The following is a 23,461-nucleotide window of genomic DNA, read 5'->3' as shown; positions in this document are numbered from 1 at the left end:
GCGCTAAGTGAGCGTCAGTCCGTGCGCGCCCAACCACACCTGCGGGTCGACGTGCTGGTCGTTCTGGACGATCTCGAAATGCAGGTGCGGGCCGGTCGAGTCGCCACGATTGCCGATGCGCGCGATCTGCATTCCCGCTGGTACGCGCTCTCCCGCCGAGACGACGAAGTCGTACATGTGGCCGTAAATGCTGATCGTGCCGTCGTCGTGGCGGATGCGCACCCACAGGCCGAAGCCCTGGGCTGGGCCAGCTTCGATGACGGTGCCGTCAGCGACGGCGTAGATGGGGCTGCCGATCGGGGCGGCGATGTCGATGCCGCGGTGCATCGTGCCCCACCGCGCGCCGAAACCGGAGGTGAACGCGCCCTTGGCCGGGAGGGCGTATCCGCCGACCGACGGGGTCGAGCCGACTGCCGTCGCGCCGGGAACCGTGGGCGCGCGGTCGCCCATCCACGGCTGCCATCCGCCGGAAACTGCCGCTGCCGCTTCAGCTTTCGCGCGGTCGAGAGTCGCTAGGGTCGCGTCGGCGACAACACCCGCTTCGCGTCGCTTCTCGCCTGCGGCGATGGCGTTGATCATCCGAGCGGCCGACTCAGGGTTCGGCACGAGTTGCGGGGGATAGGCGATGGCGACGCGTTGCGCTTCGCCAGGTTCGAGGGTTCTAGAGCTGACGCCTGCCGGAAGTTGGCTGTCTGCGCCAGCGAAGATCGCGACGGCGATAACGGCGCCGATCAGCACCCGGCGCTCGACGGCGAACGCGCGGAACTGGTCGCGAGTTGGCAACCGCGCCGACAATTCGCGCATGAGTTCCCCGCTGCGCAGGCGTGCGCCGACGGTGGCGGAATATGTGAGCGCACGCTCGGTCACGTGATGGTTGTCAGTTGCGGTCGACGAAAGCTCGGGATCACCCTCGTCCGCACCCGCTCGCATTCCCCGCACCATCGGAGCCATTCTGCCGACCATATCGGGCGACGCCCACGTCCGGGGGCAGCAACGCGTCCTCTACCGTGGCGGAGTGTCTAAGCAATCGCACCGGTCGACCATCGCGCCCTTCTATGTGATGGACGTGTGGAAGGCGGCGGCTGAGCGGGCGCGGTCGCATGGTGACGTGCTCGTGCTTGCCGCCGGACAACCGTCAACGCAAGCGCCGAAGCCAGTCATCGAAGCGACCAAACGGGCCCTAGATGAGCAGTTGCTCGGCTACACCGAAACCTTCGGGATCCTGCCGCTGCGTGAAGCGATCGCGGCACATCACGAGAAAACCTACGGCTACCAGGTCGATCCTGACGATGTCGTGATCACGACCGGCTCGTCGGGCGCGTTCACCCTGATCTTCCTCGCTGCGTTCGACCCGGGCGACACCGTCGTTGTCGCGCGACCGGGCTACCCCGCCTACCGCAACACCCTCGCTGCCCTCGGCTGCGATGTGGTCGAACTGGACTGCGGCCCAGAAACGAGATTCCAGCCAACGGTCGAGATGCTCGAAGCGCTGCCCGAGCCCCCTGCGGGCCTCGTCGTCGCAAGTCCAGCTAACCCGACCGGCACGATGATCGACCGCGACGAACTGGCGAAACTCGCGCGCTGGTGCGAAGCCAACGGCACACTGCTGATTTCCGACGAGATCTATCACGGCATCACCTACTCCGACGAAACCCCGACCGCATCAGCCTGGGAATTCTCCCGCGACGGCATCGTGATCGGCTCGGTCTCGAAGTACTTTTCGATGACCGGCTGGCGGCTCGGTTGGATGCTCGCGCCCGCGCACCTGCGGCCCGCTTTGCAGCGACTCGCGTCGAATATGACCGTCTGCCCGCCCGCAGTCTCGCAGTTCGCCGCGATCCACGCTTTCGGACCGGAAGCCAAGGAAGAGCTCGACGGACATGTCCGCAGGTACGCGCGCAATCGCCAACTCCTGTTGGAAGGCCTTCCGCGGCTAGGCATTACCGACCTCGCGCCCGCTGACGGCGCGTTCTACGCCTACGCTGACATCGCGCATCTCACCGACGACGCGCGACAGTGGTGTGCCGACGTACTCGCCAACACCGGCGTCGCGCTCGCACCGGGCCTCGACTTCGACACCGTGCGCGGAAACCACACGGTCCGCTTCTCGTTCGCGGGCGCCACCGACGACATCGCCGAAGCGATCGAACGTCTCGGCGAGTACCTCAAAAGCTAACTGGGCTACCGACCAGTCTGCGAACCAATGGTGCTGTGCGACAACAACTTTGCGTAGTACGAACACATCCGCGCGCGGATGCGGTAGAACTCAGTTATCGAAGAACTTCCAGTGTTTCCCCGATGACGATTGCGCACGGACGAACCAATGATGACTGGCACGATGTCGCGGTGACTACGGCGACGACCCCCAAAGGCGAACGCCGCCGCCAAGCCCTCGTGGCCGCGGCCGCCGAACTGTTACTCGAAGGTGGCTTCGACGCGGTGCGACACCGGTCGGTCGCCACTCGCGCCGACCTGCCGTTGGCGTCAACTACCTACTATTTCGAATCGCTCGAAGACCTGATCGCGCGCGCGGTGGAGTTCAGCGGTTCGATCGAACTCGACGCGATGCGCCGCCGCCTTGGCGACGTCACGCACCGCAGACGCGGCACCGAAGCCACCGTCGAACTGCTGCTCGACCTGCTCGTCGGCCCCGACGACACCATCGACAGCGCCCGCCTGATCGCGCGCTACGAGCGTTCGGTCGCCTCCGCGCGTCACCCCGAGCTACGCGAGGTTGGCCTTCGACTACGCGCGCAGCTAGAAGAGCTGCTCGCCGACGTTCTCCGTCGCTCCGACCGCGTTGTTCGCGCCGAGCAACTGCGCCGACTTGTCGCGGTTGTCGACGGCGCGGTGGTCGCCGCGCTCATCGAAGGTCAACCGGATCCGCGCCGCATCGCACGCACCACGTTGCTTGAGATGATCGACATCGTCGCCCCGCCAGCCGTACCCGGCCCGCATCAGGTGCCGCAGCAGGTCGAACGGGTGCGCCAACTAGACTAAAACCTCGTGAGCCTCGTCCCGAATGTCCTCGCCACCCGTTACGCCAGCCCGCAGCTTGTCTCGCTGTGGTCGCCCGAGCACAAGATCGTGCTCGAACGGAAGCTGTGGCTTGAGGTGTTGCGGGCGCAGGCCGAGTTGGGTGTCGATGTGCCTGACGGTGTTGTCGCCGATTACGAGCGGGTCATCGACCAGGTCGACCTCGCCTCGATCGCCGAACGCGAACGCGTCACGCGCCACGACGTGAAGGCACGCATCGAGGAGTTCAACGCCCTCGCCGGCCACGAGCACGTCCACAAGGGCATGACAAGCCGCGACCTCACCGAAAACGTTGAGCAGCTGCAAATTCGGCTTTCGCTTGAGCACGTGTACGCGCACGGTGTCGCGGTTGCCGCGCGCCTCGGTGAGCGGGCGGCGCAGTACCAGGCGCTTGTCATGGCTGGTCGGTCGCACAATGTGGCAGCCCAGGCAACCACGCTCGGCAAGCGATTCGCTTCGGCCGCCGACGAGGTGCTTGTCGCGCTTTCGCGGCTGCGCGAGCTGATCGACCGCTACCCGCTGCGCGGGATCAAGGGCCCGATGGGCACCGCCCAGGACATGCTCGACCTGCTCGGCGGCGACGCTGCCAAGCTCGCGACGCTTGAGCAGCAGGTCGCGCGGCATCTCGGCTTCGCGACGGTGTTCACCAGCGTTGGTCAGGTGTACCCGCGTTCGCTCGACTACGACGTGCTTTCCGGGCTCGTGCAGTTGGGCGCTGGGCCGTCGTCGTTCGCGCACACGGTTCGGCTGATGGCCGGGCATGAGCTGGTCACCGAGGGTTTCCAGCCGGGCCAGGTCGGTTCGTCGGCGATGCCGCACAAGATGAATACGCGCTCGTGCGAGCGAGTGAACGGGTTGCAGGTCGTGCTGCGCGGTTACGCGTCGATGGCCGGCGAACTTGCTGGCGCGCAGTGGAACGAGGGCGACGTGTTCTGCTCGGTCGTGCGACGTGTCGCGCTGCCGGACGCGTTCTTCGCCATCGACGGCATGATGGAAACCTTCCTGACGGTGCTCGCGGAATTCGGTGCGTACCCGGCGGTTGTCGCGCGCGAACTCGACCGCTACCTGCCCTTCCTCGCAACCACCCGCATCCTGATGGCGGCCGTGCGCGCGGGCGTCGGCCGCGAGACCGCGCACGAAGTGATTAAGGAGCACGCGGTCGCTGTCGCGCTTGCGATGCGTGAGCAGGGCCGCGAGCCCGACCTGCTCGACCGTCTCGCCGGCGACGATCGCCTTCCGCTCGACCGTGCCGCGCTCGACGCCGCTCTCGCCGACAAGTCGGCGTTCATCGGCGCGGCGGGCGACCAGGTTGCCGAGGTTGTCGCTCAGGTGCAGAAGCTGGTTGACGCGAATCCGGAAGCGGCCGGTTACACGCCGTCGCCGATCCTTTAACAACGAGCATGGCGTGAATCCGTACACGATCTTCACCGAAATCATCAACGGCCAAGCGCCTTCGTCCAAGGTTTACGAGGACGACGACGTCTGCGCGTTCATGGATATCCGTCCCGTGACGCCAGGCCACGTCCTCGTCGTCCCGAAAATCCCGGCCGAGAGTCTGGCCGACCTTGATCCGGCTTTGGGCGGCAAGCTCTTTCAGGTTGGTCAGCGCATCGCTGCCGCGTTAAGGGCCAGCGAAGTCGCCGCGCATGGTGTCAACTTCTTCCTTGCCGACGGCGTGATGGCCGGACAAGAGGTTTTCCACGTGCATTTGCACGTAATTCCGCGAACTCCCGGCGACGGTTTTGGTTTGCGCGCGCGACCAACGTCGCCCAAGCGAGCAGACCTCGATTACCTTGCCGGTTCGATTCGCGGGGCGCTCGACAGGTAATTCGCTCCGCTTCCAAACTTGCGGTCGGAAAAGTTAGCTAGTAAAACGCCCATATCGCCGAATGCCGTGAATGCCAGTGCATCTGAGTTACCTTGGAATGTCATTTGCATGCGGTTATGGAGGGTGGGACGTGCGTCGTTGTAGTGTTGCTGCTTCTGTGCTGGCATTCGCCATCGCTTGTGTTGGACCCGCGATGGTTACCCCGGCAACAGCTTCGGCCGCCGAGATCGTTGGCATGGCCGAACTCAGTCCTACCCGGACGGCGATCACCGTCACCTCGCCGGCGATGGGCCGCAATGTCGATCTGCAAGTGCTGCATCCGGCGGGCGGTGGGTCGCGCGGCACGTACTACCTGCTCGACGGGCTCGACCCCGGCGTCGGGCAAAGCACATGGACCAACGCAACCGACGCGGAAGCGTTCTTCCGTGGCAAGAACGTCAACGTCGTCCTGCCGATGGGCGGCCAGGCCAGCTACTACACCGACTGGGTTGCTGACGATCCTCGGTTCGGTCGCTACAAGTGGGACACGTTCCTCACCCAGGAACTGCCCGGGGTCATCGACGCCAACTTCAACGGCAACGGGGTCAACGGCATCGGTGGCCTGTCGATGGGCGGCAACGCGGCCTACATCCTCGCCGCACGTCACCCCGATCTTTACCGCGCGGTCGCCGGGTACAGCGCGTGCCCGGATTCGGGCATGGCGGCGGGCGCGATGATGTTCTCCATCGCCAACCGTGGCGGCAACCCGCTGAACATGTGGGGCGCGCCCGGCAGTCCCGAGTGGGCGGCGCACGATCCGGCGATGATGGTCGACAGGTTGCGTGGCAAGGCGCTCTACATGTCGACCGGCACCGGCATCCCCGGTCCGCACGAGGCTGAACTCAAGCCACAGCTCGCCGAAAACATCTTCCTTGGTGGTCCGATCGAGCTGGGCGTCAACACCTGCATGGTCGCATTCGATCAACGTCTGCGCGGCGCGGCGATCGGCGCGCGCATCGATTACCACCCGGTCGGCACGCACAGTTGGTCATATTGGCAGGACGCGCTGCACGCGTCATGGCCCACGATCGGGCCCGCGCTCGGGGCCTAACTAACTGTGGTCGGGGTCGCGTCGACTAACCCGTTGCTGCGACCCCGAGCGCATACCCGGCTACGGTGGACCCATGGCTGGCGAGAATGGGTCGGTGTCGGCACCGATCGCGAAGAAGGTTTCGACGCAGCGGGTTCATCACGGCGACACGTTCGTCGACTCCTACGAATGGCTGCGGAATAAGGAAGATCCCGAGGTCATCGCGTATTTGGAGGCCGAAAACGCCTACACCGCGGCGCGGACCGACCACTTGCAGCCGCTGCGCGACAAGATCTTCGACGAGATCAAGGCGCGGACGCAGGAAACCGACCTCTCGGTGCCAACGCGCATCGGCGAGTACTGGTATTACTCCCGCAGCTACGAGGGCAAACAGTATGGCGTTTTCTGTCGCTGTCCCATCGACGCGGACGCGGCTGGCATCGATGCGTGGACGCCGCCGCAACTTGAGGTCGACTCGGTAATCGAGGGCGAACAGGTGCTGCTCGACAGCAACGTGCTCGCCGAAGGGCTCGACTTCTTCGCGCTTGGCGCGTGCACGATCAGCAACGATGGCAATCTGCTCGCCTACTCGGTCGACACCGCGGGCGACGAACGCTACACGCTGCGCGTCAAAGACCTACGCACGGGCGAGCTGCTACCCGACGAGGTCACCGGGGCGGCCGCGGGCGCGACGTGGTCGCTCGACGGCACCCACCTCTTCTATCAAACCGTCGACGAGTCGTGGCGGCCCGACACCGTGTGGCGGCACCGCATCGGCACGGCCAACGACGCTGACGTCGCGGTGTTCCACGAGCCCGACGAGCGCTACTGGGTTGGCGTCAGCTCGACGCGGTCGGAGAAGTACCTCACCATCTGGCTCGGTTCCAAGATCACCACCGAAGGCTGGGTCCTCGAATCCGACAACCCCGAGGGCGAGTTCCGCGTGCTGCTGCCGCGTCGCGAGGGAGTTGAGTACTCGGCCGAGCACGCGGTGATCGGCGGCGAAGACCGGTTCCTGATCCTGCACAACGACGTAGTCGACGGCGTGAAGGCCGAGAACTTCGTGCTCGCCGAAGCGCCCGTCGACGATCCGGCGAACATGACGCAGCTCATCGGTCATCGCGACGACGTGCGACTCGAAGACATCGACGCCTTCGCCGACCACCTCGTGCTCGGCTACCGGCGTGGCGCGCTGCCGCGTGTCGCGGTGTGGCAGCTGACCGATTCTGGCTACGGCGAGCTCACCGAACTGGAGTTCGGACTCGAATTGTTCGCTGCCGGTGCGGGTTCCAGCCCGGAGTGGGATCAGCCGACGTTGCGCGTTGGTGTCACGTCGTTCATCACGCCGATGCAGGTGTTCGACTACGTGCCCGCGACCGGTCAGCTGATTTTGCGCAAGGAACAGCCGGTGCTCGGCGGGTACAACGCCGAAGACTATGAGCAGCACCGGGATTGGGCGATCGCCGACGACGGAACGCGGGTGCCGATTTCGATCGTCAAGCGACGTGACCTCGACACGTCAACGCCAAAACCCGTGCTGCTGTACGGATATGGGTCGTATGAGGCAAGCATCGACCCGTCGTTCTCGGTGTCGCGCCTGTCGCTGCTTGATCGCGGCATGGTCTTCGCGGTCGCCCATGTGCGCGGTGGTGGCGAGATGGGTCGACTCTGGTACGAGCAGGGTAAGACGCTCACCAAACGCAACACGTTCACCGACTTCATCGCTGCCGCAAGGCATTTGCGCGAGACCGGCGTTGCTGGTCAGGTGATCGCCGACGGTGGTAGCGCGGGCGGTTTGCTCGTTGGCGCTGTCGCGAACCTGGCACCTGAACTGTTCGACGCGGTGCTGGCGAACGTGCCGTTCGTCGACCCGCTGACGTCGATCCTCGACCCTTCGCTTCCACTGACCGTCATCGAATGGGATGAGTGGGGAAATCCCTTGGCGGACAAGGAAGTTTACGAGTACATGAAGGGTTACTCGCCGTACGAGAACGTTGAGGCGAAGGACTACCCGGCCATCCTCGCGATCACCAGCATCAACGACACCCGCGTGCTGTACGTGGAGCCCGCGAAGTGGATCGCGAAGCTGCGCGACACCGCGACCGGCGACAACGAACTGCTGCTCAAGACGGAAATGAGCGCGGGACATGGTGGCGTGAGCGGGCGGTATGAGAAGTGGAAGGAAGTTGGTTTCGAGTACGCGTGGGTGCTCGACCAGGTTGGACTTGCTGACTAACCCGCGAGGAGTTTGCCGAGCAGCGTGGTTAGTTGCTCGCGCTCGGTGGGGGTGAGGGCGGCGAACGCGTCGTCGATGAAGGCCGGGGTGGTCTTCTCGGCGGCGCGTAGTCGTTTGCGGCCCGCGTCGGTGATGGTGACCGCGTACGAGCGGCGGTCGGCAGGGTTGCGTTCGCGGGCAACGTAATTCGCGCGTTCGAGGTCGTCGCACACGCTGACCATCACGCTGCGGTCGATGCGGAGTTCTTCGGCGAGCGCCTGTTGAGAGCACGCGCCTACTTCGGCGAGCATTTTGAGCACGAGGTGCTGGCCTACGCCCAAACCCTGTGTGGCGGCGTGGGTTTCGGCGGCTTTGGCGACCGCCGCCGATGCTCGGCAAAGGGCGATGTCGGGGCGTTCGGCGGCGAGCGTGGGGAAGTAAGTCGGGCGCGGGGGCATCGGCGGGCTCCTTGGGATCGGGCACCTCCATTAAATCATCTGTGCACAGATCATTTGACGGCAGACGGTTATCGGTTTACCGTCGGAATCATCTGTTGTCAGATTGTTTCGCTCAAGATGAATAGAGGGCGCCGTGACGCTAGATCTCACCCCTGACCAGCTGCTTTCCACCACGCGCGCGGTGCGCAAACGGCTCGACTTCACGCGCGAGGTGCCACGTCACCTCATCGAGGAGTGCGTTGACCTCGCGACGCAAGCGCCGACCGGTCGCAACCGGCAGCGCTGGCACTTCATCGTCGTCACCGAAAAACGTCAGCGTGCGCAGGTTGCCGACATCTTCTTGCACGCGCTCGGTAGGGGGCAGGCCGCACCCCTCACTGCCGCCGATCATCACCGAATGCAATACGACTCCGCTTCCACCGCAAGGGTTTTCGACGGGGTGCGCTACCTCGCCGACAACATTCACCGGGTACCAGCGTTCGTGATTCCGGCGGTCGAAGGGCGCACCGACCGCGCGTCGGTCGAGGTGCAGGCGGGGACGTGGGGGTCGATCCTGCCCGCGGTGTGGAGTTTCATGCTCGCCGCGCGCAGTCGGGGCTTGGGAACAGTGTGGACAACCGCGCACGCACCGCTTGAGCGCGAGCTTGCCCAGGTGCTCGGCGTGCCCCACGACAAGGTGATGCTCGCCGCGTTCCTGCCGCTCGCCTTCACGATTGGCACCGATTTCCGGCCTGCCACGCGGGTGCCGCGCGAGGAAGTGCTGCATTGGCAGCGGTGGTGACTAACCGTTAGGCGACACGTCACCGGGCCAGCACGCGGTGGTCATCTGACCATGTCACCGTCAGTAGATGACCGCTGAGCTGATCGTTTCCGTCTCCGGCATCCGCGAAAGCACCCGCGACGCCGCGATTGAATTCGCCGCCGCGATGGACGATCGGGGCGTTCGGCTTTCGCTGCTCGTCGCGCCTCGGCTCAAGGGCAAGTACCGCCTCGCCGACGATCCAGCGACGCAGGCATGGCTGCGCGGTCGGCGGTACGAGGGCGACGCGATCGTGTTGCACGGCTACGACCAGGCAGCGACCAAGTCGCGCCGCGCCGAGTTCGCGACGTTGCCTCGGCACGAAGCGACCCTGCGCTTGAAGGCCGCTGACCGCGCGATGGAACACATGCAGTTGCGCACGCGCCTGTTTGCCGCGCCGCGCTGGGACGCGTCGACGGGCGCGCTCGCCGCGCTGCCGGACGTGGGTTTCCGTGTGGCACTTGGCCTTACGTCAATGCTTGACCTGGAACGCGACATCGCCCAACGCGCCCGCGTTTTCGGCATCGGCGAGGGTTTCCGAGCGGAACCGTGGTGGTGTCGCGCGTTGGTGATGGGCGCGGCGCGCACAGCCAAGCGCGGGGGAGTGCTGCGTTTGGCGATCTCGGCGGCGCAGTTGGAGCGCTCGGGCCCGCGTCAGGCGATGCTCGACGCCGTCGACCTGGCCCTTTACCACGGCGCTCGCAGCGAGGTTTACCGCTGGGACCCGCTGCCCGCCGTGCGCGCTGCGTAGTTGGACGCGCCCGATGAAGATCAGCACGCTCTCCTGGCGGAAGCTACTCGCACGTTGCCGCCATAGCAGCGTGCTCACCGATTGGGCGCGCGGCGGGAGGCGGTCGCGTAGTTGGTCGTGCGCCCACCAGGCTGTCATGGTGGAAATCGGGGCCGGAATTTCGCCACCATAGCCTGGTGGGCGGCCGACCAACTCCCTACGGCGTTTCCGGGGTCGCGTTGTGGGTGAAGCCGCCGCCGTGAGCGCGGTCCAAAGGGAGTCTGCGAGGGTTCTCGGTCAAGAGGGTCAAGCCGCGGCGTAGATCCGCGAGCAGCAGGTCGACCATGTCGATCGTTAGACCGTGGCGGAAAACCGCGCGCATGATGGTCTCGTTTTCGCGGTCGGGGGCCAAGGGGTAGGCGGCGATCAGCCAGCCTCGGGTGCGTAGGCGGTCGGCGATGTCGTACAGGTTGTACGGGTGCGCGCCCGGGGTTAGACGCCACGCGACCGCGTGGATTCCCTTGGTCGGCTCGGCCGCGTGGATCAGTTCGAAGGGGCCCGCGGCTGCCAGTCCGCGCGCAAAGTGTTGCGCCACTTCGTAAATCGCGTTTTGCAAGCGCGTGTAGCCGGTACGCCCAAGGCGGATGAAGTCGTAGTACTGCGTGATCGCCTGCGAACCCGAGCGCGAGAAGTTCAGGTTGAAGTTGGGGATGTGGCCGCCGAGGTAGTCGACGTCGAAGATCAGTTCGCGCGGCAGGTCGGCGGCTTCGCGCCAAATCGCCCACCCAACGCCGAGCGGGGCGAGTCCCGTCTTGTGCCCGGACGCGTTGATCGACTTCACGCGCGGTAATCGGAAGTCCCACACCACTTCTGGCGAACAGAAGGGGCTGAGGAAAGCGCCGCTCGCGCCGTCGATGTGTAGCGGGATGTCGGGGCCGCCAGCGTCGTGAATGCGGTCCAACTCCGCCGACATCCCCGCGACGTCCTCGTACAGCCCGGTGTAGGTCTGGCCGAATGTCGCGACGACGACAATAGTGTTCTCATCGCAGTGTTCGCGCAGGTCATCGGGGTGTAGTAGGTACCGGTCGCCGCGAAGGGGTACCTGCCGCATCTCCACGTCGAAGTACCGACAGAACTTCTCCCAACACACCTGCACCGGCCCGCACACCAGGTTCGGCGTGCCCGTTCCACCGCGTGCGCGCCAGCGGAACTTCGCGGCGAGCCCACCGAGCATCGCCGCCTCACTTGACCCGGTCGTCGACGTGCCGATCGTGGCGGCGGGGTCGGGTGCGTGCCATAGGTCGGCGAGCATGCGCACGCACCGCCGTTCAAGTTCGGCGGTTTGCGGGTATTCGTCGGCGTCAACGATGTTTTTGTCCATCGATTCGGCCATCAACCGCCGCGCTTGGTCGTCGATCCAGGTGGTGCAGAAGGTGGCGAGGTTCAGGCGCGCGACCCCGTCGAGCAGCAGTTCGTCGTGCACAATCTCGTACGCGACCTGCGGGAACATCTCGTGCTCGGGAAAGCCAGCGTGCGGGGCAGGATGGGCGAAGCCCGGAACCTCCACTCGACGGGGATGTTGCCTTCTGCCGTTTACTATCCATGAGCTCATTCCGCTCGCCTGCTGTCCGCGTGGCCTGGCGAGTCTTAACACGACGACGTGAGGCGGACATGACAACTGACGCAACCGAATTGGCTGACCTCCAGGCCAAGGTGAAGGCCCTCATGGGCCGTGCGAAAACTGATCTGGCCCAACTTGTTTCGTTCAAGTCGGTCGCTGACGCACGCCAGTTTCCACCGAAGGGGTGCGAGGAAGCGGCGCAGTGGGTCGCTGACGCGTTCGCCGCGGTCGGGCTCACCGACGTTGGCCTGCACGAAACTCCCGACGGCAGCAAGGCCGTCGTCGCGTCACGGCCAGCGCCCCCAGGCGCGCCGACGGTGGTGCTGTACTGCCACTACGACGTCCAACCGCCCCTCGGCGAAGACGAATGGAAAACCCCGGTTTGGCAGCTCACCGAGGTGAATGGCCGCTGGTACGGGCGCGGGGCGGCCGACTGTAAGGGCAACATTGTCATGCTGCTCACCGCGTTGCGGGCGATCGGGCCTGACTATCCGGTCGGCATCACGCTCGTGTCGGAGGGGTCCGAGGAACAGGGCACCGGCGGGCTTGAGCAGTTCATTCCACAACGCCCTGACCTGCTTGAATCGGATGCGATCCTGGTGTGCGATTGCGGCAATATCAAAGACGGGATCCCGACGCTCACCCAGACGTTGCGCGGCTTCGTCAACCTCGACGTGCACGTGAAAACCCTTGCGGGCGCGGTGCATTCGGGCATGTTCGGCGGACCGGCTCCCGACGCGATCGCCGCGCTCATCCACATGCTTTCGTCGATGCGAGACGTCAACGGCAACACCACGATTGACGGTCTCGACAACACCCAGACCTGGGGCGGCGCGCAATACGACGTCGACCAGTTCCGCAAGGACGCGCGCGTACTGCCCGGCGTTGACCTGCTCGGCAGCGGCACCGTCGCCGACCAGCTGTGGGCGCGCCCCGCGGTGACTGTGCTCGGGATGGACGTGCCGCCGGTCGTCGGTTCGTCGTCGGCGATTCAGGGACACGCGTCGGCGCGGATCAACCTGCGCATCCCGCCGGGGACCAAGCCTGAAGATGCCCGTGACCTGCTGGAAAAGCGCCTGCGCGCGCATCTGCCGTGGAACGCCGACCTCACCATCGACAACGTGACGCTCGGTTCGCCGTTCGTCGCGTCGCAAGCAGGCCCCGCCCGCGACGCGCTTGCCGACGCGATGGCTGCCGCCTACGGCCGCCCGACGACAACCGCAGGCCAAGGCGGTTCGATCCCGCTCTGCAACGCGCTCGCCGAGACGTACCCGGAAGCGGAGATGATGCTGCTTGGCGTTGAGGAACCCAAGTGCCACATCCACGCGCCGAACGAGAGCGTCGACCCGAATGAGATTGAGCGCCTTGCTGTTTCGGTCGGGCTGTTCCTGAAGAACTACCGCGTCTAACTCAGAACTGGCCCTGGTCTTCTGCGTCAATAACCCGGAATTCCGTTCCAGCCGGGGCCATTTCACTCAACCGACCGAAGTAGATGCCGCGCGCGCTCGGCTCGATGATGCCGTAGTGAATGGGGATCGCGGTGCGTGGATTCACCGCGCGCAGGTAGTCGACGGCGTCCCAGATGCGCAACCACGGTGCCGCCGCCGGAATCGCGAGCACCCCGACCGGCACCGGCGGCACCCACAGCGAGTCGCCGGGGTGGACAAGCTGGGCGGGGTCGGCGGCGGTGCCGAGTTGGTAGACGGTGTTGTCGATGACGGGCAGGTCGGGGTGAATCACCGCGTGGTAGCCGCCACCACCGGTGAGCTGGACATCTCCGCCAAGTTCAACGATCTGGCCCGCCGAAACCGGCTCCCACCCCTCGCCGCGCTGCTGGGCGGTTTGCGGGTCCGAAAGCAACCGCGCCTGCGGGTTGGCTTCGATGAGCGCGCCGATGCGTTCGGGGTCGATGTGGTCGGGGTGCTGATGGGTGACCGCGATCGCGTCGAGGTCGGTGAGCCCTTCGAAGCCGTGTGCGAAGGTGCCTGGGTCGAAGAGCACCCGCTTGCCGTCGAGCTCGACGAGGATGCACGAATGACCGAAGTTGGCGATGCGCATCACCCGATGCTAGGTCGTCAATACCCCGGAGGCCGGGCACGACGGCCCGGTCAACTAGGATTTCCTCAACACAACCCCCCAGTTTTGAGGAGTATCGCGTGGCACGAGTCGTGGTCGAGGTCATGCCGAAGGCCGAAATCCTTGATCCGCAGGGACAGGCCGTCGTCGGCGCGCTCCCTCGGCTCGGGTTCGCCGGTATCTCGGATGTGCGGCAGGGCAAGCGATTCGAGCTTGAGGTCGACGACACCGTCACCGACGCCGAGCTTGAGCAGATCGCCGAAGCGCTGCTCGCCAACACCGTGATCGAGGACTGGAAGGTCGTTCGAGTCGCATGAGTGCCCGTATCGGTGTCATCACGTTCCCCGGCACCCTCGACGACGTCGACGCCGCGCGCGCGGTTCGGCTCGCCGGTGCTGAGGCGGTCAGTCTGTGGCACGCCGACGCCGACCTCAAGGGTGTCGACGCGGTCATCGTGCCGGGCGGTTTCTCCTACGGCGACTACCTGCGTTGCGGCGCGATCGCGCGTTTCGCGCCGGTCATGGGCGAGGTCGTGAAAGCCGCTGGTCAGGGCATGCCTGTGCTCGGCATTTGCAACGGGTTCCAGGTGCTGTGCGAAGCCGGGCTGCTGCCGGGCGCGCTCACGCGCAACGAGGGCCTGCACTTCATTTGCCGCGACGAGTGGCTCACTGTCGACGCCAACAACACGGCGTGGAGTTCGCGGTACGAGCCGGGCGCGCAGATTCTTGTTCCGTTGAAGTCGGGCGAGGGGCGTTTCCAGGCGTCGACCGAGGTGCTCGACGAACTTGAGGGCGAAGGTCGCGTTGTGTTCCGCTACGCGGGCGACAACCCGAATGGTTCGCAGCGTGGCATCGCTGGCATCTCGTCAGCAAACGGTCGCGTTGTTGGCCTGATGCCACACCCCGAGCACGCCACTGAGGCGCTGACCGGCCCGAGCGACGACGGTCTTGGGATCTTCTACTCGGTGCTCGACAGCCTCGTCGGGGCGTAATTCCTACAGCCGGTCGATGATGTCGAACTCGACATCATCGGCACGGGCGAGAAACGCCGGACCGATGGCTTGATTGCCGATGAAACCGCGTCGCGTGCCTGGCCCGTCGAGGATCACGCCGCCTGCCATCGCGGCGCTGAGCGCTTCGACGTCGAGCGTGCCGACGCGATCAGTGAGCCTGCCAAGCAGGTGCATCGCCTCATAGGTCGACGCGCTGAAAGTTGTTAAGACAGGGGCGAATTCGCCGTTGTGCGCGGTGTAGCGCGCCTGTCGCGCTTCGTCGGCCTGCTTGTCGAGGAAGAAACTCGACGCGACGTACAGGTTCTTATTCGCGGTCGGGCCCGCGCTCAACAGCACATTCTCGTCGACGGCCGGGCTCAGTCGCACGGTCGAAAGGTCGCGGCCCGTGGCGGCGAACGCGCGGTTGAAGCGGACCGTGTCGGCGCCAACCATCAGCACAAGGACACCGTCGACGGCGTTGAGTATCGGGTCGCTGAGGAAGTCGGTGAAATCGGTAGTGCCAAGTGGCACGTAGCGTTCCAGCACGAGATCGGTAGGCGAAGGCAGGTTCGCTCGCACCGCGCGCACGGTCTGGCGCGGCCAGATGTAGTCGTTGCCGATCACGGCCCATGTGCGAACGCCAAGCTCGGCGCGCAGCCACGCCATCGCGGGCACGGTCTGGCGTTCAGGATGCTCGCCGACCATGAGGACGCCAGGGTGTTCGTCGCGTAGGCCTTCGTGGTCGGTCGCGTACAGGTACGGGACGCGCCCGTCGACCGCTCGCCCCACCGCTCTGCGTACCGCTGACGTGTGCCAACCGGTAATCGCGCCAACCATTCCGGTGGCAAGTAGCGCGCCAACTTCAGTCGCGACTTCATTCGGATCGCGACCACCGTCGATCGTGGTGAGCTTGATCTCGCGGCCCAAAATGCCTGTCGCTGAATTGAGTTCGGCAACAGCGAGGGACAACGCGGCCGAACACGACGGTGCGATGATCCCGCCCGGACCCTGCCTCGGCACGATCGAAACGATGTCGATCGTTTCGGCCCGCGCACTACGACGTTGCGGCATTGGGTACTCTATGCCCTGGTAGTTGGATTGTTCGGTCCGACGAAGATTTTTGGCAGGGTGGTATGCGATCGGTGTCTGTGGTGACTGGCAAACCCACTCTGCATAGCGCGTTGCGCGCGGCGGAACGCCAGTGGATTCGCCAACTCGACGATGCGTTGTCGGCTGATGGACTCACTGCGGATCACTGGGCAATTCTCGCGCAACTTTCCGCCGAAGTTGGCATAACGATGACTGAGCTGGCAACGCGTGCGTGTGTCGCCCCTTCGTCGGCTACGCGTCACGCTGACCACCTGGCCGAACGCGGCCTCATTTTCCGGGTCGCTGCCACCGACGATCGCCGCCGAATTCTCATCGGACTGTCCGGGCTCGGCGCGGCGGTAGTCGACCGCATTCGACTAGCTGAGTCGAAGGCCGAAGGGGAGCTACGCGCGCGGCTTGGTGCCCGGCGGTTTAATGAGCTCACGACTGCGCTTGACGCGATGGGTGAGCTGGGCGATTAACGCATGGGGGTCGCGCCCCGCGCGCGGCGTTGCCAAGTTTGCCTAGGATCGGCCGCATGGTCGTTTCCGCTACTGCCGCTTCCGCTCGCGGGCTTTGTGAGTTCGTTGACGCTTCGCCATCACCGTTTCATGTTTGTGCGACGGTCGCCGAGGAGCTGGTTGCGCGCGGGTTTACGCCGTTGCGGGAAGCCGGCGCGTGGGACTCGACCTCCGGCAAGCACTTTGTGGTGCGTGGCGGGTCGCTGATCGCGTGGGCCGACTCCGCTACCGCCGCGTCGCATCCGTTTCGAGTGGTCGGGGCGCACACCGACAGTCCCAACTTGCGAGTGAAACAGCATCCCGACTTGTCTTCTGCCGGTTGGCAATTGGTTGGGCTTGAGCCCTACGGCGGCGCGTGGTTGAACTCCTGGCTCGACCGGGAACTCGGGATTTCCGGGCGACTCAGTGTCCGCGACGGTGGGCGCGTTCGCGACGTGCTCGTTCGCGTTGATGAGCCCATCCTCCGCGTGCCGCAGTTGGCGATTCATCTGTCCGAAGAGCGTCGTGGCGTGACGCTCGATCCCCAGCGACATGTGAACGCGCTCTGGGGAATTGGTGGTGAGCCCGCTGATTTCCTCGGGTTTGTCGCTGATGCTGCGGGCGTTGACGCCGCCGACGTGCTCGGTTGGGAACTCATGACCCACGACCTCGCGCCGAGCGCGTTGGTCGGGCGCGATCGTGATCTCGTGAGCGCGCCCCGCCTCGACAACCAGGCCACTTGCTATGCCGGTTTGCAGGCGTTTCTCGCCGCCGTCGCCGCACCGGGCGCGGCAACCCCGGTGCTCGTGATGTTCGACCACGAAGAAGTCGGTTCGCAGTCCGATCGCGGCGCGCAATCCGACCTGCTGCCCGCGATTCTCGAACGCATCGTCCTTGGGCGCGGTGGCGGTCGCGCGGATTACCTTGCGGCACTTGCGGGTTCGATCGTCGCGTCCGGCGACATGGCGCACGCGACGCACCCGAACTACCCCGAGCGGCATGAACCCGCGCACCGCATCGTCGTCGACGGTGGGCCGGTGCTCAAGGTGAACCAGAACCTGCGCTACGCCACCGACGCGGCGGGGGCGGGAGCGTTCGCACTGGCGTGTGCGGAGGCAGGTGTGCCGTTGCAGCGCTACGTACACCGCGCTGACCTGCCGTGCGGGTCGACGATTGGGCCGATGACGGCGGCGCGGACGGGCATGTCGACCGTCGACGTTGGTGCCCCGCAGTTGGCGATGCACTCGTGCAGGGAGTTGATGGGCGCGGCGGACGTACCGATGTACGCGTCGGCACTAGCGGCATTCCTCACCCCGGAAACCGTTTAACGACAGGCGTTTTCGCGGTGACTTCGCCGCGCCACAGTCGGTCCGGCGCGGCGACCGAGAGCGCCCCCTGGCCTGAGTCGGTCCGGCGCGCGCGACTGCGGTGACCGTGCCGACCGCTTGATCTGAATCAGGCCGGCGCGCAACCGTCGCGATCGAGCCTGCTGCCTGGCCTTAGTCGGTCAACCCGCGAGGAAGATCAGCCGACCGCCGCGACCGAATCCGCTGCCGGGCGCTCCGTCTTCGCCGGGTGGTACGTGCACACCGCGTACACGATCACTGCGAACGTGCCCCACACGTACGTGCTGCCGACGAGCTGTTCGAACCAATTCCATTGCAGCTCACGGTCGCCCGAGTGCGGGAAGAGCCACTGCGGGCCGACCATGAACACGGCGGTCACCACCGCGACAAGCGCCGTGAACGCGCGCGAACGGCGGCGGCTGCACTGGTCGACCGCGACGACCAGCGCCAACGCGACCCACACCCAGTGGTGCGACCACGAAACCGGGGAGATCAACAGCACCGCAGCGGCGTTTACCAGCAGCGCCAACACGTCGCGACCAGCGCTGAGCAGTCGCGCCATCCACACCGCGGCGAGCGCGACGGTGAGCGCCGACAGGCCGAGCCAGAGGTACGTCGCTGTCGACGTGTCGAGCCCGAGGCGGAACAGCGTGCCCTTAATCGACTGGTTGCCCGCGAAATACGGCGTCCCGATGCGCCCGGTGTCAGTGACGGTATGGAACCAGTACTCGACGGAATCGCGCGGGAAAAGCAGGAAGCCGACGGTCACCGCGCCGATCGCGGAAACGATGAGCGTGATCGTGGCTTTCCAATCGCGCTTGAGCACGAAATACAGCAGGTAACCAGCGGGAATGAGTTTGATCGACACCGCGATTCCGATCAGCATCCCGCGCGGCCACGGCGTGCGGCGCAGCAGGGTGTCGGCGGTGATCGCGGCCATCAGGACCAGGTTGATCTGCCCGAAGTTCAGCGTCTGTCGAACGGGTTCAAGGAATTGCGCGAAGCCGAGCCCGGCGACGATCACCGTGAGCACTGAGATGCGGTCGAGGTCGGGGCGCACCCTGCCAAGGACGATGAACAGGCACAACGCGAGGCACGCGAGCGAGGTGGCGAGCACGACAACTTCGGCGATCGACACCGGCATCAGCGCGAGCGGAACGAAGAACGCGGCGGCGAGCGGGGGATAGGTGAACGGCAGCGCGAGCCCGTATACGGCGGGCATCGGCCCGTACAGTTCGCCGCCGTCGAGCCAGACGCGGGCACCGTTGCGGTAAACGCGCAGGTCGATGTAGCCGTGCCACCAGTGGGCGAGCAGCGCGACGGCGGCGGAAACGACGAAGAACGCGACCGCCGCCGCGAGTAGTCGGCTTTGCCGCTGACGCTGCTGTGCCTCGCTTCGTCCGGACGTGGTTTCACGTGCGGGAACCGGTACGTTGACCGGCTCGGATACCCCCGGACTTTCGTTCACGGCCACAGACTAACGGGTCGGCACCTAGCCGAGGCACGAGTGTTATCTGACCGCGATTAGACTCATGTTTAAGTTCTCACCGGCCGAAAGGACCCTGGTCTCCCGTGACACCGCAGGTCGACACCGTCGCCAACGCTACGGCCACCCCGGAAGCACCGCAGCCGTACAAAGAACTCGGGCTCAAGGACGACGAGTACGCCCGTATCAAGGAAATCCTCGGTCGTCGCCCCACCGACGCTGAACTGGCCATGTACTCGGTGATGTGGAGCGAGCACTGCTCGTACAAGTCATCGAAGGTGCACCTGCGCTACTTCGGCGAGACGACTACGCCGGAAATGCAGAAGTCGATGCTGGCTGGCATTGGCGAGAACGCTGGCGTTGTCGATATCGGCGACGGCTGGGCGGTCACGTTCAAGGTCGAAAGCCACAACCACCCGTCTTACGTTGAGCCGTACCAGGGCGCGGCAACCGGCGTCGGCGGCATTGTGCGCGACATCATGGCGATGGGCGCGCGGCCGATCGCGGTCATGGACCAGCTGCGTTTCGGCGCTGCCGATGCCCCCGACACCCGTCGTGTTGTCGACGGTGTCGTGCGCGGCGTTGGCGGTTACGGCAACTCGCTCGGCCTGCCCAACGTTGGCGGCGAGACCGTTTTCGACGCTTCCTACCAGGGCAACCCGCTGGTCAACGCGCTGTGCGCTGGCGCGATGCGCGTTGAGGACCTGCACCTCGCGTTCGCGTCGGGCAAGGGCAACAAGATCATCCTGTTCGGTGCGCGCACCGGCCTCGACGGCATCGGCGGCGTTTCGGTCCTGGCCTCGGACACGTTCTCGGGCGAAGAGACCGGTACCGGTCGCAAGAAGCTGCCCGCGGTTCAGGTCGGCGACCCGTTCACCGAGAAGGTGCTCATCGAGTGCTGTCTCGACCTGTACAAGGCCGGTCTCGTTGTCGGTATTCAAGACCTCGGCGGTGCCGGGTTGTCTTGCGCCACTTCGGAATTGGCCGCTGCCGGTGACGGTGGCATGCACATCGACCTCGGCAAGGTGCCGCTGCGCGCCGCCAACATGACCCCGGCCGAAATCCTGTCGAGCGAGTCGCAGGAACGCATGTGCGCGGTCGTCACGCCGGAGAACGTCGACGCGTTCATGGACGTGTGCCGTCGCCACGACGTCACCGCCACCGTGATCGGCGAGGTCACCGACGGTGACCACCTGGTGATTTCGTGGAACGGCGAGACCGTTGTCGACGTGCCGCCGCGCACTGTCGCCCATGAGGGCCCGGTTTACGAGCGGCCCGTCGCGCGCCCGGACAGCCAGGACGCCCTCATCGCCGATACCACCGCGGAACTCGCTCGCCCCAAGACCGGCGACGAACTGCGCGAAACGCTGCTCACGATGATCGCGAGCCCGCAGCTGTGCAGCCGCAAGTGGATCACCGAGCAGTACGACCGCTACGTGCGCGGCAACACCGTGCTCGCCGAGCACGCCGACGCTGGCGTCGTGCGCATCGACGAGGAGTCGGGTCGCGGCATCGCGCTCGCCACCGACGCGTCGGGCCGCTACACCAAGCTCGACCCGTACACCGGCGCTCAGCTCGCGCTCGCCGAGGCGTTCCGCAACGTCGCGACCACCGGGGCAACCCCGAAGGCCGTCACCAACTGCCTCAACTTCGGTTCGCCCGAAGATCCTGGTGTGATGTGGCAGTTCCAGCAGGCCGTGCGTGGTCTCGCGGATGGCTGTGCGGCACTTGGCATTCCGGTCACCGGCGGCAACGTGAGCTTCTACAACCAGACCGGTTCGGATGCGATCCTGCCGACGCCCGTCGTTGGCGTGCTCGGCGTGATCGACGACGTACACCGTCGCATCCCCACCGGTTTCGGCACTGAGCCGGGCGAGTCGCTGATCCTGCTTGGCGACACGCACGACGAGCTCGACGGTTCGATCTGGTCGCAGGTCGTCCACGATCACCTCGGTGGCGTGCCGCCGAAGGTCGACTTCGCGCGTGAGCAGCTGCTTTCGGAAGTCCTCACGAGCGGTTCGCGCGACGGCATGATTTCGGCCGCGCACGACCTTTCCGAAGGTGGCCTCGCACAGACGGTCATCGAAGGCGCGCTCGCTGGCGAGACCGGCGTTCGCATTGTGCTGCCGGAGGGTGTCGACCCGTTCGTCGCGCTGTTCTCGGAGTCGGCCGGTCGCGTGCTTGTCGCGGTGCCGCGTTCGGAAGAGACCCGCTTCACGAAGATGTGCGACGCGCGCGGACTGCCGTGGGCGCGCATCGGCGTTGTCGATGAGGGCTCGGATTCGGTTGAGGTGCAGGGCCAGTTCTCGGTGACGCTCGACGAACTGCGCGAGGCATTTGAAGGAACGTTGCCTAAGCTGTTTGGTGCGCACACCGCCTAAATCAGCGAGGAGCCCCACGTGAGCTCGGAAAACCTCTTCGTCCGGTCTGTCCACTGGGCGGAGAGGTTTTTTCATCCCAATTACGCCGGGTTGTTCGTCGCGACGCTGTTCTTTGGCGCGTCGATGACGCCGTCGCTGTTGCCGCGCGACTGGTTCTTTCAGGGGTTGGTTTCGGGGATCAACGCCACCATCGGGTACGCGATTGGGTGTTTGATCGCCGCGTTGTTGCGTCGGTTCGGGCCGAAAATCGGTTGGCCGCAACGTATTCAGGAGCTGCGGGAGTCCCGGCGTGTGGTGATCATCGCGAAGGCGGTGTTCGTCGCGGTGTGTTTGATCTTCGCGTTGATTATGGCCGTGAAATCCGGGCACTGGCAGCATCAGATCACCGACCTAATGGGGATGCCGCCCGAGTCCGACACCGGCTACATGCGAACCGCGCTGGTTGGGGCGCTTGTCGTCGGATTGCTTGTGTGGACGTGGCGTGGGTTCGCGCGGCTGATTCGGTCGGTGAGCGCCGGGCTCAACCGGTGGGGGCGGGTTCCGATGTCGGTGGCGAAACCCCTTGGCGTCGTTGTTGTTTGCGTGCTCGCGGTGTTGCTGTTCAACGGTGTGCTCGCGAAATCCTTTTTCGCCGTTGCCAATACGGCGTTCAGTGCGCGCAATAGTCACACGTCGCCGAACGCGGTGCAGCCGCAGTCGCCGTTGCGGTCGGGGAGCCCGGAGTCGCTCGCGAAGTGGGACACGCTCGGATCTGAAGGCCGCTGGTTCGTTTCGCACGCGCCGACCGCGTTGGCGATTAGCGAGGTCACGGGGAAGCCCGCCAAGGAACCGATTCGCGTTTACACCGGGTTGGAATCAGCGGACGGAACCGACGCGCAGGCGGCGCTTGCGCTCGCTGAGTTGGAGCGCACGCGGGCCTTCGAGCGGAAAGCGATTGTCGTGATTACCACGACGGGAACGGGCTGGGTCGACTCCACCAGTGCCGAAGCGGTCGAGTTGCTTTTCGACGGCGACACCGCGCTTGTCGCGACGCAGTATTCGTATCTGCCGAGCGCGCTTTCGTTTCTTTCCGACCGGGAAAAGTCGATGGCGATGGGTCGGGCGGTGTTCGACGCGGTGTATGACCGCTGGTCGAAGTTGCCCGCGGATTCACGCCCCAAGCTGCTTGTTTACGGCGAAAGTCTGGGCTCGCAGGGTTCGGAAGGCGCGTTTTCGGGACTCTCGGATATCCGCAACCGCACCGACGGAGTGCTGTGGGTTGGGCCGCCGAATTCGAACCGGTTGTGGGGCGAATTCGTGACGCGTCGCGATCCGGGTACCGAGGAAATTCTGCCGATCTACGCCGACGGCTTCGCGGTGCGATTCGCCTCGGAACCGCCGCAACTGGACCGTCCGGCGAAGGAAAAATGGACCAGCCCGCACATCGTGTATTTGCAGCACGCGTCCGACCCGGTGGTGTGGTGGTCACCCGACCTACTCTTCGGCCGCCCAGACTGGTTGCGCGAACCGCGCGGCCCCGACGTTTTGCCGTCGATGGACTGGTACCCGATCGTCACGTTTTGGCAGGTCGCAGCGGATTTGCCGCGCGCACAGACGGTGTCGGATGGGCACGGCCACAACTATGGGAACGCGGTGCTTGGGGCGTGGGCGGCGATCGTGCGTCCGACCGATTTCACGCCGGAGGTTGCGGTCCGGATGCAGCGGTTTCTTGAGGAGTCGGCGGCGGAGGAGCGGGAGTTGAAGTGAGGTTCCGGGAACCGCCGCGCCCCGCGAAAGCGGCCGGTCCGATACAGCGCGCCGTCCTCGAAGCCCGTCTTCTCCAGCGCAAGACCACGT

Annotated in this window: 21 protein-coding genes; 15 read left to right on the top strand and 6 right to left on the bottom strand. The window is 65.5% G+C overall.

Features of this window, described 5'->3' with window-relative positions; translation table 11 throughout:
• Positions 1–3: 3 nt before the first annotated feature.
• Positions 4–951: a M23 family metallopeptidase gene (locus IEX78_RS17275; RefSeq protein WP_188830010.1), complete on the bottom strand. Its 948-nt coding sequence runs from the start codon at positions 949–951 to the stop codon at positions 4–6.
• A 64-nt stretch (positions 952–1,015) separates the two neighbouring features.
• On the opposite strand from IEX78_RS17275, the gene IEX78_RS17270 reads away from it, so the two are divergent.
• From IEX78_RS17270 to IEX78_RS17245, 6 genes are all read left to right on the top strand, one after another.
• Complete coding sequence (locus tag IEX78_RS17270; protein ID WP_188830009.1) at positions 1,016–2,176, top strand: pyridoxal phosphate-dependent aminotransferase; 1,161 nt, start codon at positions 1,016–1,018, stop codon at positions 2,174–2,176.
• Between the two features lie 170 nt (positions 2,177–2,346).
• A complete protein-coding gene (locus IEX78_RS17265; protein ID WP_188830262.1) occupies positions 2,347–3,000 on the top strand; it encodes a TetR/AcrR family transcriptional regulator in 654 nt (217 codons plus the stop codon).
• A 6-nt stretch (positions 3,001–3,006) separates the two neighbouring features.
• Positions 3,007–4,428 carry an adenylosuccinate lyase gene (purB, locus tag IEX78_RS17260; protein WP_188830008.1) on the top strand — a complete coding sequence of 474 codons (1,422 nt, stop codon included), beginning with the start codon at positions 3,007–3,009 and terminating at the stop codon, positions 4,426–4,428.
• A 13-nt stretch (positions 4,429–4,441) separates the two neighbouring features.
• A complete protein-coding gene (locus IEX78_RS17255; protein WP_188830007.1) occupies positions 4,442–4,864 on the top strand; it encodes an HIT family protein in 423 nt (140 codons plus the stop codon).
• Positions 4,865–5,057: 193 nt separating this feature from the next.
• Positions 5,058–5,954, top strand: coding sequence for an alpha/beta hydrolase (locus IEX78_RS17250; RefSeq protein ID WP_373291605.1), 897 nt, complete (start codon positions 5,058–5,060; stop codon positions 5,952–5,954).
• Positions 5,955–6,027: 73 nt separating this feature from the next.
• Positions 6,028–8,169, top strand: a complete 2,142-nt coding sequence (locus IEX78_RS17245) for a S9 family peptidase (RefSeq protein WP_188830005.1) — start codon at positions 6,028–6,030, stop codon at positions 8,167–8,169.
• On the opposite strand, the gene IEX78_RS17240 is transcribed toward IEX78_RS17245, so the two are convergent.
• Positions 8,166–8,606: a MarR family winged helix-turn-helix transcriptional regulator gene (locus IEX78_RS17240; RefSeq protein ID WP_188830004.1), complete on the bottom strand. Its 441-nt coding sequence runs from the start codon at positions 8,604–8,606 to the stop codon at positions 8,166–8,168. The genes IEX78_RS17245 and IEX78_RS17240 overlap by 4 nt on opposite strands.
• A gap of 133 nt (positions 8,607–8,739) precedes the next feature.
• Between IEX78_RS17240 and IEX78_RS17235 the strand changes: the two genes are divergently transcribed.
• Complete coding sequence (locus tag IEX78_RS17235) at positions 8,740–9,387, top strand: nitroreductase family protein (RefSeq protein WP_188830003.1); 648 nt, start codon at positions 8,740–8,742, stop codon at positions 9,385–9,387.
• A gap of 67 nt (positions 9,388–9,454) precedes the next feature.
• Entirely contained in the window at positions 9,455–10,156 is a 702-nt protein-coding gene (locus IEX78_RS17230) for a DUF2334 domain-containing protein (protein WP_188830002.1), read from the top strand.
• A gap of 196 nt (positions 10,157–10,352) precedes the next feature.
• On the opposite strand, the gene gad is transcribed toward IEX78_RS17230, so the two are convergent.
• Entirely contained in the window at positions 10,353–11,702 is a 1,350-nt protein-coding gene (gene gad / locus IEX78_RS17225; protein ID WP_229684059.1) for a glutamate decarboxylase, read from the bottom strand.
• Positions 11,703–11,806: 104 nt separating this feature from the next.
• Between gad and IEX78_RS17220 the strand changes: the two genes are divergently transcribed.
• Positions 11,807–13,165 (top strand): dipeptidase, encoded by a 1,359-nt coding sequence (locus tag IEX78_RS17220; protein ID WP_188830000.1) that lies wholly within the window; start codon positions 11,807–11,809, stop codon positions 13,163–13,165.
• 1 nt (position 13,166) lies between these two features.
• Here IEX78_RS17220 and IEX78_RS17215 read toward each other — a convergent pair whose 3' ends face one another.
• The gene (locus IEX78_RS17215) at positions 13,167–13,814 is read right to left on the bottom strand and encodes an MBL fold metallo-hydrolase (protein WP_188829999.1); all 648 of its coding nucleotides are present in this window, start codon (positions 13,812–13,814) and stop codon (positions 13,167–13,169) included.
• Between the two features lie 98 nt (positions 13,815–13,912).
• On the opposite strand from IEX78_RS17215, the gene purS reads away from it, so the two are divergent.
• Complete coding sequence (gene purS, locus IEX78_RS17210; RefSeq protein WP_188829998.1) at positions 13,913–14,149, top strand: phosphoribosylformylglycinamidine synthase subunit PurS; 237 nt, start codon at positions 13,913–13,915, stop codon at positions 14,147–14,149.
• On the top strand, positions 14,146–14,823 hold the full coding sequence (purQ, locus tag IEX78_RS17205; protein WP_188829997.1) for a phosphoribosylformylglycinamidine synthase subunit PurQ: 678 nt from the start codon (positions 14,146–14,148) through the stop codon (positions 14,821–14,823). Before purS ends, purQ begins: the two co-directional genes overlap by 4 nt.
• Before the next feature lie 3 nt (positions 14,824–14,826).
• On the opposite strand, the gene IEX78_RS17200 is transcribed toward purQ, so the two are convergent.
• Entirely contained in the window at positions 14,827–15,894 is a 1,068-nt protein-coding gene (locus IEX78_RS17200) for a substrate-binding domain-containing protein (RefSeq protein ID WP_188829996.1), read from the bottom strand.
• 62 nt (positions 15,895–15,956) lie between these two features.
• Between IEX78_RS17200 and IEX78_RS17195 the strand changes: the two genes are divergently transcribed.
• Together IEX78_RS17195 and IEX78_RS17190 are read left to right on the top strand one after the other, a co-directional pair.
• Positions 15,957–16,394 (top strand): MarR family winged helix-turn-helix transcriptional regulator, encoded by a 438-nt coding sequence (locus IEX78_RS17195; protein ID WP_188829995.1) that lies wholly within the window; start codon positions 15,957–15,959, stop codon positions 16,392–16,394.
• Between the two features lie 56 nt (positions 16,395–16,450).
• Positions 16,451–17,740, top strand: coding sequence for a M18 family aminopeptidase (locus IEX78_RS17190; RefSeq protein ID WP_188829994.1), 1,290 nt, complete (start codon positions 16,451–16,453; stop codon positions 17,738–17,740).
• 196 nt (positions 17,741–17,936) lie between these two features.
• Here IEX78_RS17190 and IEX78_RS17185 read toward each other — a convergent pair whose 3' ends face one another.
• Entirely contained in the window at positions 17,937–19,226 is a 1,290-nt protein-coding gene (locus IEX78_RS17185) for a glycosyltransferase 87 family protein (RefSeq protein WP_188829993.1), read from the bottom strand.
• Between the two features lie 104 nt (positions 19,227–19,330).
• On the opposite strand from IEX78_RS17185, the gene purL reads away from it, so the two are divergent.
• A complete protein-coding gene (gene purL, locus IEX78_RS17180; protein ID WP_188829992.1) occupies positions 19,331–21,625 on the top strand; it encodes a phosphoribosylformylglycinamidine synthase subunit PurL in 2,295 nt (764 codons plus the stop codon).
• 18 nt (positions 21,626–21,643) lie between these two features.
• A complete protein-coding gene (locus tag IEX78_RS17175; protein ID WP_229684058.1) occupies positions 21,644–23,371 on the top strand; it encodes an alpha/beta hydrolase in 1,728 nt (575 codons plus the stop codon).
• Positions 23,372–23,461 lie beyond the last annotated feature (90 nt).

The sequence above is a fragment of the Nocardia camponoti genome, from assembly GCF_014646135.1.
GTDB classification, from domain to species: Bacteria; Actinomycetota; Actinomycetes; order Mycobacteriales; family Mycobacteriaceae; genus Nocardia; species Nocardia camponoti.
Note: the sequence above shows the minus strand (reverse complement) of the source record. Positions and strands in the feature narration are given on the sequence as shown.

Excerpts from the sequence above, each read along its gene's own strand:
- IEX78_RS17275 (WP_188830010.1), bottom strand. The coding sequence starts at position 951 with ATGGCTCCGATGGTGCGGGGAATGCGAGCGGGTGCGGACGAGGGTGAT.
- IEX78_RS17250 (WP_373291605.1), top strand. The coding sequence starts at position 5,058 with ATGGTTACCCCGGCAACAGCTTCGGCCGCCGAGATCGTTGGCATGGCC.
- IEX78_RS17245 (WP_188830005.1), top strand. The coding sequence starts at position 6,028 with ATGGCTGGCGAGAATGGGTCGGTGTCGGCACCGATCGCGAAGAAGGTT.
- IEX78_RS17240 (WP_188830004.1), bottom strand. The coding sequence starts at position 8,606 with ATGCCCCCGCGCCCGACTTACTTCCCCACGCTCGCCGCCGAACGCCCC.
- IEX78_RS17230 (WP_188830002.1), top strand. The coding sequence starts at position 9,455 with ATGACCGCTGAGCTGATCGTTTCCGTCTCCGGCATCCGCGAAAGCACC.
- IEX78_RS17220 (WP_188830000.1), top strand. The coding sequence starts at position 11,807 with ATGACAACTGACGCAACCGAATTGGCTGACCTCCAGGCCAAGGTGAAG.
- IEX78_RS17215 (WP_188829999.1), bottom strand. The coding sequence starts at position 13,814 with ATGCGCATCGCCAACTTCGGTCATTCGTGCATCCTCGTCGAGCTCGAC.
- purQ (WP_188829997.1), top strand. The coding sequence starts at position 14,146 with ATGAGTGCCCGTATCGGTGTCATCACGTTCCCCGGCACCCTCGACGAC.
- IEX78_RS17200 (WP_188829996.1), bottom strand. The coding sequence starts at position 15,894 with ATGCCGCAACGTCGTAGTGCGCGGGCCGAAACGATCGACATCGTTTCG.
- IEX78_RS17195 (WP_188829995.1), top strand. The coding sequence starts at position 15,957 with ATGCGATCGGTGTCTGTGGTGACTGGCAAACCCACTCTGCATAGCGCG.
- IEX78_RS17190 (WP_188829994.1), top strand. The coding sequence starts at position 16,451 with ATGGTCGTTTCCGCTACTGCCGCTTCCGCTCGCGGGCTTTGTGAGTTC.